9 protein-coding genes are annotated in these 12,259 nt (G+C 61.4%); 3 read left to right on the forward strand and 6 right to left on the reverse strand.

The window, feature by feature from the left end; genetic code table 11:
• Window positions 1–215: 215 nt before the first annotated feature.
• Window positions 216–1,718 carry an exopolyphosphatase gene (gene ppx, locus ELQ88_RS33785; RefSeq protein ID WP_128872576.1) on the forward strand — a complete coding sequence of 501 codons (1,503 nt, stop codon included), beginning with the start codon at window positions 216–218 and terminating at the stop codon, window positions 1,716–1,718.
• Between the two features lie 257 nt (window positions 1,719–1,975).
• Here the strand turns inward: ppx and ppk1 are convergent, their stop codons facing one another.
• Together ppk1 and hemB are read right to left on the reverse strand one after the other, a co-directional pair.
• Window positions 1,976–4,198, reverse strand: a complete 2,223-nt coding sequence (gene ppk1, locus ELQ88_RS33790) for a polyphosphate kinase 1 (protein WP_128872575.1) — start codon at window positions 4,196–4,198, stop codon at window positions 1,976–1,978.
• An 18-nt stretch (window positions 4,199–4,216) separates the two neighbouring features.
• A complete protein-coding gene (gene hemB / locus ELQ88_RS33795; protein WP_128872574.1) occupies window positions 4,217–5,230 on the reverse strand; it encodes a porphobilinogen synthase in 1,014 nt (337 codons plus the stop codon).
• Window positions 5,231–5,436: 206 nt separating this feature from the next.
• Between hemB and ELQ88_RS33800 the strand changes: the two genes are divergently transcribed.
• Window positions 5,437–6,069, forward strand: a complete 633-nt coding sequence (locus tag ELQ88_RS33800; protein WP_138969456.1) for a DedA family protein — start codon at window positions 5,437–5,439, stop codon at window positions 6,067–6,069.
• Here the strand turns inward: ELQ88_RS33800 and ELQ88_RS33805 are convergent.
• Window positions 6,050–7,285: a sterol desaturase family protein gene (locus ELQ88_RS33805; RefSeq protein ID WP_128872572.1), complete on the reverse strand. Its 1,236-nt coding sequence runs from the start codon at window positions 7,283–7,285 to the stop codon at window positions 6,050–6,052. The two genes, ELQ88_RS33800 and ELQ88_RS33805, sit on opposite strands and share 20 nt — an antisense overlap.
• Window positions 7,286–7,400: 115 nt before the next feature.
• Here ELQ88_RS33805 and elbB point away from each other — a divergent pair, with 115 nt between their 5' ends.
• The gene (gene elbB, locus ELQ88_RS33810) at window positions 7,401–8,069 is read left to right on the forward strand and encodes an isoprenoid biosynthesis glyoxalase ElbB (RefSeq protein ID WP_128872571.1); all 669 of its coding nucleotides are present in this window, start codon (window positions 7,401–7,403) and stop codon (window positions 8,067–8,069) included.
• A gap of 659 nt (window positions 8,070–8,728) precedes the next feature.
• On the opposite strand, the gene ELQ88_RS33815 is transcribed toward elbB, so the two are convergent.
• The 3 genes from ELQ88_RS33815 to ELQ88_RS33825 form a co-directional block, all read right to left on the reverse strand.
• A complete protein-coding gene (locus tag ELQ88_RS33815; protein ID WP_138969457.1) occupies window positions 8,729–9,184 on the reverse strand; it encodes a YaiI/YqxD family protein in 456 nt (151 codons plus the stop codon).
• A gap of 108 nt (window positions 9,185–9,292) precedes the next feature.
• Window positions 9,293–11,191 carry a cytochrome c/FTR1 family iron permease gene (locus ELQ88_RS33820; RefSeq protein ID WP_138969458.1) on the reverse strand — a complete coding sequence of 633 codons (1,899 nt, stop codon included), beginning with the start codon at window positions 11,189–11,191 and terminating at the stop codon, window positions 9,293–9,295.
• A 259-nt stretch (window positions 11,192–11,450) separates the two neighbouring features.
• Window positions 11,451–12,083, reverse strand: a complete 633-nt coding sequence (locus tag ELQ88_RS33825) for a LysE family transporter (protein ID WP_128872568.1) — start codon at window positions 12,081–12,083, stop codon at window positions 11,451–11,453.
• Between the last annotated feature and the right edge of the window lie 176 nt (window positions 12,084–12,259).

The raw sequence follows: 12,259 nt of genomic DNA on the forward strand, positions 1-12,259 counted from the left end.
GAGGCCGCCTTCGCGAGCAAGCCCGCTCCCAGATTTAACCGAGTATTTGAGTAGGAATACGGTCGAATGTGGGAGCGGGCTTGCTCGCGAAGGGGCCATCAGCCGCGCCGCAAGTACCCCGCGCCAAAAGATCGCAGCCTTCGGCGGCTCTACGCGTTGGCGGCAGCGTTTGATCGTGTCACGATGTCAGGGTTATCGACCGAGACCCCCTGACCATGCCGCAATCTCAAGCCAAGAATCTGTCCCTGATCGCCGCAATCGACCTGGGCTCCAACAGCTTTCACATGGTCGTGGCCAAGGCCCAGAACAGCGAAATCCGTATTCTCGAACGCCTCGGGGAGAAGGTTCAGCTGGCCGCTGGCATCGATGAAGAGCGCCAGCTCAGCGAAGAATCCATGCAACGCGGGCTCGATTGCCTGAAGCGCTTTGCCCAACTGATCAATGGCATGCCGCCAGGCGCCGTGCGAATCGTCGGGACCAACGCCTTGCGTGAAGCCCGCAACCGCGTCGAATTCATCCGCCGCGCTGAAGAAATCCTTGGCCACCCGGTGGAAGTCATCTCCGGCCGTGAAGAAGCGCGCCTGATCTACCTCGGCGTGTCCCACACCCTCGCCGACACGCCGGGCAAGCGCCTGGTGGCCGACATTGGCGGTGGCAGTACCGAATTCATCATTGGCCAGCGCTTCGAGCCGTTACTGCGCGAAAGCCTGCAGATGGGCTGCGTCAGCTTTACCCAGCGCTATTTCAAGGACGGCAAGATCACCCCGGCCCGCTATGCCCAGGCGTACACGGCAGCGCGGCTGGAGATCATGAGCATCGAACACGCCCTGCACCGCCTGACCTGGGATGAAGCCATCGGCTCCTCGGGCACCATCCGGGCCATCGGCCTGGCACTGAAGGCCGGCGGGCATGGCACGGGCGAAGTGAACGCCGAAGGCCTGGCCTGGCTCAAGCGCAAACTGTTCAAGCTCGGCGACGTCGAAAAGATCGACTTCGAAGGCATCAAGCCGGACCGCCGGGCGATCTTCCCGGCCGGCCTGGCGATTCTCGAAGCCATCTTCGATGCCCTGGAACTGCAACGCATGGACCACTGCGATGGCGCCCTGCGCGAAGGCGTGCTGTATGACCTGATGGGTCGTCATCACCACGAAGACGTCCGCGAGCGCACCCTCAGCTCGCTGATGGAGCGTTATCACGTCGATCTGGAACAAGCGGCGCGGGTCGAACGCAAGGCGTTGCACGCGTTCGATCAGGTGGCCGAGGATTGGGACCTGGATGACGGCATCTGGCGCGAACTGCTGGGCTGGGCCGCCAAGGTTCATGAAGTGGGCCTGGACATCGCTCACTATCACTACCACAAGCATGGCGCCTACCTGATCGAGCATTCGGACCTGGCGGGCTTCTCCCGCGAAGACCAGTTGATGCTCGCATTGCTGGTGCGCGGTCACCGACGCAATATTCCCCGGGACAAGTTTGCCGAGTTCGGCGATGAAGGCATCAAGCTGATTCGCCTGTGCGTGCTGCTGCGCTTTGCGATCCTGTTCCATCACATCCGCGGCACCCAGCAAATGCCTCAGGTCGTACTGCAGGCCAATGGCGACAGCCTGGATGTGCTGTTCCCGGAAAACTGGCTGGACGAAAACCAGTTGACCCAGGCCGACTTCGGCCTCGAAGCGGAATGGCTGACCCGGGTCGGCTTTGTGCTTAACGTGCGCTAAACCACCGCAAGACGTCCGCCAAACACGTCCCCTGTAGGAGCCGGCTTGCCGGCGAAGGCGTCCTTGAAATCGACGCAAGACTTGAAGGCCATACCCTGCGTGCGGCGATTCGACAACCCAGGCTCCAACAGGCGATAGGCCTTCAGGATTGTGGAGAATGGAAGGACGCCTTCGCTGGCAAGCCAGCTCCTACAGGGGGGCGGTGGAAATGAAAATGGCGATCCGCAGGGATCGCCATTTTTTACATCACGCCAGGATTAACGCACAGCCAGGATCGGGCTGCCCAAACGCTCCAGCAGCGTCGCCTGGGCACTGCGCGGGTTCTGGTTGCCGGTCGGTGTGTTGCGGATATAGCGACCGTCCGCCTGCAGGCTCCAGCTATGGGTGTTGTCGGTCAGATACAGCTCCAACTCCTTCTTGACCCGCATGATCAGCTTCTTGCCCTCCACCGGGAAGCAAGTCTCGACGCGCTTGTCGAGGTTGCGCTCCATCCAGTCGGCACTGGACAGGAACATCTGTTCCTCCCCGCCGTTCAGGAAGTAGAAGACCCGGGTGTGTTCCAGGAAGCGCCCGATGATCGAGCGCACGTGGATGTTGTGCGAAACCCCGGCGATGCCCGGCCGCAGGCAGCACATGCCGCGCACCACCAGATCGATACGCACCCCGGACTGACTGGCCTTGTACAGCGCGCGGATGATCTTCGGATCGGTCAGCGAGTTGAACTTGGCGATGATGTGCGCCGGTTTGCCGTCGAGGGCGAACTGAGTTTCGCGGGCAATCATGTCGAGCATGCCCTTCTTCAGCGTGAACGGCGCGTGCAGCAGCTTCTTCATGCGCAGGGTCTTACCCATGCCGATCAGCTGGCTGAACAGTTTGCCAACGTCTTCGCACAAGGCATCGTCGGAGGTCAGCAGGCTGTAGTCGGTGTACAGACGGGCGTTGGCCGCGTGGTAGTTGCCGGTACCCAAGTGAGCGTAACGGACAATTTCGCCGGCTTCACGCCGCAGAATCAGCATCATCTTGGCGTGGGTCTTGAAACCGACCACGCCATAGATCACCACGGCACCGGCCGCTTGCAGGCGGCTGGCGAGCTGCAGGTTGGACTCTTCATCGAACCGCGCGCGCAATTCGATCACCGCAGTGACTTCTTTGCCGTTACGCGCGGCATCGACCAGTGCATCGACGATTTCCGAGTTGGCGCCGGAGCGATACAGGGTCTGGCGCACCGCCAGGACGTGCGGGTCCTTGGCCGCCTGGCGCAGCAGGTCGACCACCGGGGTGAACGACTCGAACGGGTGCAGCAGCAGGATGTCCTGCTTGCTGATCACGCTGAAGATGTTCTCGCTGTTCTGCAGCAGCTTCGGGATCTGCGGCGTGAACGGCAGGTATTGCAGCTCGCGCTGGCTGTCCAGGCCGGTAATGCTGAACAGGCGGGTCAGGTTGACCGGACCGTTGACCTGATACAGCTCGGTCTCGTGCAGGTTGAACTGCTTGAGCAGGTAGTCGGACAGATGTTTAGGGCAGGTGTCGGCAACTTCCAGACGCACCGCGTCACCGTAGCGACGGGAGAACAACTCGCCGCGCAGGGCGCGAGCCAGGTCTTCCACATCTTCGGTGTCGACGGAAAGGTCGGCGTTGCGGGTCAGGCGGAACTGGTAGCAGCCCTTGACCTTCATGCCCTGGAACAGGTCATCGGCGTGGGCATGGATCATCGACGACAGGAATACATAGTTGTCGCCAGGGCCGCCGACTTCTTCCGGCACCTTGATGACCCGCGGCAGCAGGCGCGGTGCCGGGATGATCGCCAGACCGGAATCGCGACCGAAGGCGTCGATGCCTTCGAGCTCGACGATGAAGTTCAGGCTCTTGTTCACCAGCAACGGGAACGGGTGGGTCGGGTCGAGGCCGATCGGGGTGATGATCGGGGCGATCTCGTCGCGGAAAAAACGGCGAACCCAGGTCTTGATCTTGGTGGTCCAGTGACGCCGGCGGATGAAGCGGACCTGATGCTTTTCCAGTTCCGGCAACAGAATGTCGTTGAGGATCGCGTACTGGCGGTCGACGTGACCGTGTACCAACTCGCTGATGCGGGCCAGGGCCTGATGCGGTTGCAGGCCATCCGCGCCGGCCTGCTCACGGGCGAAGGTGATCTGCTTCTTCAGCCCGGCCACACGGATCTCGAAGAACTCGTCCAGGTTGCTGGAGAAGATCAGCAGAAATTTCAACCGCTCCAGCAACGGGTAGGACACATCCAGCGCCTGTTCCAGCACGCGGATGTTGAACTGCAGTTGCGATAGCTCGCGATGAATGTACAGGCTGCTGTCATCCAGGCCGGGAATGGCAATCGCCGGCGTCGCCGCAGCAGGCTCGGCCACCACCGCGGCGGGAGCTGGCTCCAGTTCCGGCGGGGTTTCATCGATTTGCTCCACCACAGGTTGAGCCTCTTTTACGGCGACTTCAGTGAGTCCTTCGGTAGTCATGGAATGTTCCTGGGAGGGCTATTGTTGCTCTCGTAACAATTGAGCGGCACGGACGGCAAAGTAACTCAGGATGCCATCAGCGCCTGCACGTTTAAAAGCGGTCAGGGATTCGAGGATAACCCCTTCGCTCAACCAGCCATTCTGGATCGCTGCCATGTGCATGGCGTATTCGCCGCTGACTTGATAAACAAAAGTCGGCACTTTGAATTCTTCTTTGACCCGATAGAGGATGTCCAGATACGGCATGCCTGGCTTGACCATGACCATGTCCGCGCCTTCTGACAAGTCCGCCGCGACCTCATGCAGGGCTTCGTTGCTGTTGGCCGGGTCCATCTGATAGGAGGCCTTGTTGGCCTTGCCCAGGTTCAGCGCCGAACCCACGGCATCGCGGAACGGGCCGTAATAGGCGCTGGCGTACTTCGCCGAGTAGGCCATGATCCGCACATTGACGTGATCGGCCAGTTCGAGGGCTTCGCGGATCGCCTGGATGCGACCGTCCATCATGTCCGACGGGGCGACCACCTGAGCGCCGGCTGCGGCGTGGGACAAGGCCTGCCTGACCAGTGCGTCAACCGTGATGTCGTTCTGCACGTAGCCTTGTTCGTCGAGAATACCGTCCTGACCGTGGGTGGTGAACGGGTCCAGGGCAACGTCGGTGATTACCCCCAGCTCAGGGAACTGCGCACGCAACGCGCGGGTGGCGCGCTGGGCAATGCCTTCGGGGTTCCAGGCTTCGGCGGCGTCCAGGGATTTGAGTTCAGGTGGCGTCACCGGGAACAGGGCCACTGCAGGGATGCCCAACTCGACCCACTTGGCCGCTTCTTCCAGCAACAGGTCGATGGTCAGGCGCTCGACGCCCGGCATCGAGGCCACCGCTTCGCGACGGTTCTCACCGTCCAGCACGAACACCGGCAAGATCAGGTCGTCGACGGTCAGAACGTTTTCACGGACCAGTCGACGCGAAAAATCATCACGACGGTTGCGTCGCAAACGGGTTGCAGGGAACAAACGGTTGGCGGGGGTAAAGCTCACGGCAGACTCCTGAGCCCGCGCGGGAGGCGAGCGTGACAGTTATAAGCGACCATTATGACCGTCGTATTACAGTTATGTGCAGCCTGTGACAGGTAGTCGCATTCCATTCTCCTTGTAGGAAATGTTCACGTCGAGACACATTTGGACACTTTCATGAATGTGCACGAAGGGTTAGGCTGCGCGTTCATTTCGCCAGCATCCAGACAATGCTCCAACAATTTCTTCAGGAATTCGGCTACTTCGCCCTTTTTCTCGGCACGTTTTTCGAAGGCGAAACCATTCTGGTGCTCGCAGGCTTCCTCGCGTTCCGCGGATACATGGACCTTAAAGTGGTGATGATCGTGGCGTTCCTCGGCAGCTATGCCGGCGATCAGCTGTGGTATTTCCTGGGGCGCAAGCACGGCCGCAAGTTGCTCGCGCGCAAACCGCGCTGGCAGTTGATGGGCGACCGCGCGCTGGAACATATCCGCAGGCACCCGGACATCTGGGTCCTGAGTTTCCGCTTTGTTTATGGGCTGCGCACGGTGATGCCGGTGGCGATCGGCTTGTCGGGCTATCCGCCGGGACGTTATCTGCTGCTGAACGGGATCGGTGCCGCGATCTGGGCGGCCGCGCTGGCTGCCGCGGCCTATCACTTCGGCGCAGTACTCGAAGGCATGCTCGGCAGCGTCAAGAAGTACGAGCTGTGGGTGCTCGGCGCCCTGCTGGTCATAGGCTTTGGCCTGTGGCTGCGGCGGCGCTTCAAGAACGCCCGTCTGGCGCGAAAGATTTACGCCGACGAGCAAGCCTTGAAAGCCGAACAGGCCAAAATCGACGGTCCTAAGACGCCAGTCGAGTGAAGCGGTTTCGGCAACAGTAGAGACCGATGAGGCTGAGCAGGCTGTAACTGAGCAGCCCGACCCAGCCCACCGCACTGGCCGGCCACAGCCCGACCGCTGGCGCCAGCCATGCCAGCGGCAGGTTCGATGCCAGTCGCAGCAGCTCCAGCTTCAACGCCCACGGGCGATTCTCCAGGGCCACCCCCAACACGAACAACCCCAGCGCCACGGCACTCCAGCCGAGCACCAGGGCGGCGGTCGGCAGATGCTGCGCAAGGTTCATCAAGTAGCTGCCCAGCGCGATGTAGACGCAAAACTGCACCGCCACGTACAGCTGCTGACGCCCGTCCAGCGGCACCTCGAACTTGCGGAACTGACTCAGGTCCGGTTTGTTCATCGGGTATTTCGCCGCCACATCCGCCGGCCGCCAACCGGTGCGCATGAACCAGATCCGCAACTTGTCCCACCCACTCCCGGCTCGCCGTGCGTCATCCCATAATTGCACGTAGAACTGCACGTTAGCCCACAACGGATTCCAGCTCGCCAGCGGCGTGGTCACGCCGAAAATCACCGGTTCGTCGTCGTCCTCTTCCTGGAACGAGCCAAATAGACGGTCCCAAATAATGAACACCCCGCCGTAGTTGCGATCCATGTAGAGAGCATTCTGTGCATGGTGAGCCCGATGATTGGACGGTGTGACGAAGAACCACTCGAACCAGCCGAGCTTGGGAATGTGCCGGGTATGCACCCAGAACTGATACAGCAGGTTCAACGCGGCGACGCTGACGAACACCAGCAGCGGCACACCCAGCACGGCCATGGGCAGGTAAAAGATCCAGCTCAGGAGAAAGCCGGTGCTGGTCTGGCGCAGTGCGGTGGAGAGGTTGTAGTCCTCGCTCTGGTGATGCACCGAATGCGCCGCCCAGAGAATATTGCGCTCGTGGCCCAGACGGTGCAGCCAGTAGTAGCAGAAGTCGTAGAGGACGAAAGCAAACACCCAGACCCAGACGCGGTCGGCCGCGAGCTCGAACAGCGCCAGATGCTGGAGGGCAAATGCGTAGGTGACCAGGCCGACACCCTTGGTCAGCAAGCCCGTGGTGGTCGACAGCACGCCGGTGCTGATGCTGTTGATCGCGTCGGCCACCCGGTAATTGCTCACCCCGCGCCAACGGTCGGCCAGCAGCTCGAGGGCGATCAGCACAAAGAAAAACGGCACCGCATACAGAATGAAGTCCATGACGCGCCCTGATCGGAGTCTTGAGGACAGATCCTATGTGTAGTCGCGAATTATCCCTATGGCAACGAGTGACAAATTAGTGGACATTTAACGCCATGAATCTGGAGAAAAGCCCATGAGCAAAAAAATTGCAGTGATCCTTTCCGGCTGTGGCGTATACGACGGCGCCGAGATCCACGAGAGCGTGATTACCCTGCTGCGCCTGGACCAGCGTGGCGCCCAGGTGCAGTGTTTCGCCCCGAATATTGCGCAGTTGCATGTGATCAACCACCTGACCGGCGAAGAAATGCCCGAATCGCGCAATGTGCTGGTGGAGTCGGCACGAATCGCCCGGGGCCACATCAAGGATATTCGCGAAGCGGACGTTGAAGAATTCGATGCGCTGATCGTTCCCGGCGGGTTCGGAGCGGCCAAGAACCTCTCCAACTTCGCCATCGAAGGCGCGGGCTGCACCGTGCAGCCGGAAGTCCTGGCGCTGGCCGAAGCCTTTGCCGAAGCGGGCAAACCGGTCGGGCTGATCTGCATCTCGCCGGCGCTGGCAGCGAAAATCTATGGGCCGGGCGTGACCTGCACCATCGGTAATGACGCCGACACGGCCGCCGCGATGAACAAGATGGGGGCGACACACGCGGAATGCGCGGTGACTGAAATCGTTGAAGACAAGGCCCGCAAGCTGGTCAGTACGCCGGCGTACATGCTGGCGCAAAGCATCAGCGAAGCAGCCTCCGGCATCAACAAACTGGTCGATCGCGTGCTCGAACTGACACACGAAAACGACGCCTGACACGGTTCTTGTCGGGGTCGGATTGCTGGCGAAGGCGGTGTGCCAGGCAACATTGATGCTGGATGTGACGGCCTCTTCGCTGGCAAGCCAGCTCCTACAGGGAGGTGTGTCGATTGCACGATTGTAGGAGCCGGCTTGCTGGCGAAGGCGGTGTGTCAGGCAACATTGATGCTGGATGTGATGGCCTCTTCGCTGGCAAGCCAGCTCCTACAGGGAGGTGTGTCGATTGCACGATTGTAGGAGCCGGCTTGCTGGCGAAGGCGGTGTGTCAGGCAACATTGATGCTGGATGTGATGGCCTCTTCGCTGGCAAGCCAGCTCCTACAGGGAGGTGTGTCGATTGCACGATTGTAGGAGCCGGCTTGCTGGCGAAGGCGGTGTGTCAGGCAACATTGATGCTGGATGTGATGGCCTCTTCGCTGGCAAGCCAGCTCCTACAGGGAGGTGTGTCGATTGCACGATTGTAGGAGCCGGCTTGCTGGCGAAGGCGGTGTGTCAGGCAACATTGATGCTGGATGTGATGGCCTCTTCGCTGGCAAGCCAGCTCCTACAGGGAGGTGTGTCGATTGCACGATTGTAGGAGCCGGCTTGCTGGCGAAGGCGGTGTGTCAGGCAACATTGATGCTGGATGTGATGGCCTCTTCGCTGGCAAGCCAGCTCCTACAGGGGGCGCGATAACCGGGTGAGGATCCGGTCCAGCGCATTGGCAAACGCCTGTTTCTCGCGTTCGCCGAACGGCGCCGGGCCGCCGCTCATCTGCCCCTGCTCGCGCAAATCGGTGAACAGGTTGCGCACCGCGAGTCGATCGCCCATGTTCTGTGCATCGAACTCCTTGCCGCGCGGGTCCAGCGCTGCAACCCCCTTCTTCACCAGCCGGTCCGCCAGCGGCACATCGCTGCAAATCACCAGCTCACCGGGAACCGCGTGCTCCACCAGATAGTCGTCGGCCGCATCCGGACCGCTGGGCACCACGATCAGCTTCACCAGGGCCAGGCCCGGCTTGATCTGCGGCTGCCCGGCCACCAGCACCACTTCGAACTGGCGCTTGAGGGCGAACTTCACCACCAGATCCTTGGCGGCCCGGGGGCAGGCGTCGGCATCGATCCAGACACGCATTGTGTTTTCCTCTTTTAAAAAGCATCGCGGGCAAGCCACGCTCCCACAAGGCGAACGCTAAACCTGTGGGAGCGGGCTTGCCCGCGATTAAGAGCGCAGCGAATGCCCTTAAGAAACCCGCACCCGCCGCTTCTCGGCCACCCGGCTACGACTGTACAACACGATAATCGCCAGGATCGCCACCACCTGCGCACTTAACGAATACGCATCCGCGTGGATCCCCAGCCAGTCGAAGTCAAAGAACGGCACCGGTCGCGTGCCGAAGATCCCGGCTTCCTGCAACGCCTTCACGCCGTGCCCGGCAAACACCACCGACAGCGCGCACAGCAGCCCGGCGTTGATGCTGAAGAACAACGACAGCGGCAGTTTTGCCGAGCCGCGCAGGATCACCCAGGCCAGGCCGACCAGCAACACCAGCGCCGTCGCACCACCGGCCAGCACCGCATCATGACCTGCCGGGCCGGCCTGCAGCCACAGGGTTTCATAGAACAGGATCACTTCGAACAGTTCGCGATACACCGAGAAGAACGCCAGGGTCGCAAACCCGAAACGCCCGCCGCCGCCCACCAGGCTGCTCTTGATGTAATCCTGCCAGGCGGCTGCATGGCGACGGTCGTGCATCCACACGCCGAGCCAGAGCACCATGACGCTGGCAAACAGCGCCGTCGCACCTTCGAGCAACTCGCGTTGCGAGCCGCTGACGTCGATCACGTATGCCGCCAGTGCCCAGGTCCCGAGGCCGGCCAACAACGCCAGGCCCCAGCCGACATTGACGCTGCGCACCGCCGATTGCTGGCCGGTGTTGCGCAGGAACGCGAGGATCGCTGCCAGCACCAGGATCGCTTCCAGTCCTTCGCGCAGCAGGATCAGCAAGCCGGAGATGTAACTCAGGGACCAGCTCAAACCATCGCTGCCCAACAGGCCGGCGGCTTCCTGCAACTTGGCCTTGGCCGTGTCCAGGCGCAGCTGGGCCTGGGCCACAGGCAGCCCATCCTGCAACGATTGGCGGTAAGCCATCAGGGATTTTTCAGTGTCTTTGCGCACGTTGGCGTCGACGTTGTCCAAGGAGCTTTCGACCAGCTCGAAGCCTTCCAGGTACGCCGCCACTGACAGGTCGTAGGCCTGATCATGATCGCCGGCCCGATAAGCCGCGATGCTCTTGTCCAGGGTCTCGGCGGTGTAGTCGAGCAATTGCCCCGGGCCGCGCTTGACCTGTGGCGGTTGCGCGCGCTGGGCACGGAAGGTCGCCGCGGCTTGCGGGCCGTCCACGGCCTGTACTTCTGCCGGCGTCTGACGTGCCAGATCCGCGATGTTGTAGGCCTGTGCATTGTTGGCGGCGGCCGGATCGGCACTGAAACCGGCGATGTAAGTCGCCAGGTCCCAACGCTGGCGATCGTCCAGCTGATCGGCAAAGGCCGGCATGTCGGTGCCTTCCACACCCAGGCCCAAGGTGTTGTAGATCGCGTAGAGGCTCAGGTGGTCCAGGCGCGCCGCATCACGCAGATTGGCCGGCGGCGGTGTCAGGCCGACACCCGCGGGGCCGTCGCCGGCACCGGTGTCGCCGTGGCAGACCGAACAGTGCTGGGCGTACAGCGGCGCTCCGCGAGTCGGGTCCGGGGTGATGATCGGGGCCTGACTGACTTCATAGGCCACTGCCAGCTTCGCGCCGAGTTGCCGTGCCTGGCGGGCGACATCCGCGCCATCCTGACGCGCCACGATGGCGCTACGCAGCGCACCGACGCCCTGCTCCAGCCCGGCCTTCTCCGGCTTGGCCGGCATCGCGACGATCAAGCCTTGCAGCACCTTGATGAATTCCAGCTGCTCGCGGTATTCCGACTCGTCGACGACCTTGCCCGCTTGCACGGTTTGCGGATAGTCGGCGCCAATGTAATCGAGCAAATGCAGGGCTTGCGGCGCACCTTCCACGGTGTCGGCCAGCAGATTGAAACTGCACAAGGCAAACAACGGCAACACCAGCCAGGCCAGAACACGGGACGGGGAAGTCATGAATGAATCTCAGTTGGAAATAAGAAGTAACACATTGTTCACTTCGAATGCCATTCACTCAAGCTTTGTTCGCTGATATCGCGACGCTTGCAAAAAATAAACGAATAACAAAAACGACCCTGTGGGAGCGAGCTTGCTCGCGATGGTCTTGAGGGCAACGCGTCCATTCAGAAAAAACGCGTTACCGTTGACGTCCATCGCGAGCGAGCTCGCTCCTACAGGGTATTAAATCGAGGTCGGGTTTTTGTGGCCGACAGATTCAGACGGCGACTTTACGCAGCGTCGCCATGAACGCCGCCGCGCCAATGAACAGGCCGGCAAACGTGCGGTTCATGCGTCTTTGCTGTTTGGGCGTGCGCAGCATCCGCAACACCTTGGACGCCAGCCCGGTGTAACCGGCCATCACGATCAGGTCCACAAAGACCATGGTCACACCGATGATCAGGTATTGCGCCAGCAGCGGCGCATGAGGGTCGATGAACTGCGGCAACACCGCCAGCATGAATACCAGCGCCTTGGGGTTGCTGATGTTCACCAGAAAACCACGGAATACCAGGGCCATCGGCTTGCCGATCTGCCGCACGGCCGCGTCGTCGCTCATGTCGCTGGGCAGCGCTCGCCATTGCTTGACCGCGAGGAAAACCAGATAGGCCACGCCGAACCATTTGATCGCGTAGAAGGCCGTGGCCGACGCGGTGAGAATGGCGCCCACACCGGCGCCGACAATCGCGATCTGCACCGCCAGGCCCAATTGCAGGCCCAGGGCGTTCCAGTATCCGCGCCAGAAACCGTATTGCAGACCGCTGGACATCGACGCAATGGCGCCGGCACCGGGAGACAGGCTGATCACCCAGCAGGCGGCAAAAAACGCCAGCCATGTTTGAAGCTCCATTGCACACCTCGACTCGGACTCGTGACAGATGTCTAAGCTAATGCGGCTTTGGGCTGGTGACTATCGATTTTTTTCAGGATGTTGCGACTGCCGACCAGCGTTTGCAGCTGTAGGGCTCCTTCGCGAGCAAGCTCGCACAGGTGACCGCGTGCTCATTAACGACTCGGTCAAACTGT

The sequence above is a fragment of the Pseudomonas sp. MPC6 genome (assembly GCF_006094435.1).
In the GTDB taxonomy this organism is placed as follows: domain Bacteria; phylum Pseudomonadota; class Gammaproteobacteria; order Pseudomonadales; family Pseudomonadaceae; genus Aquipseudomonas.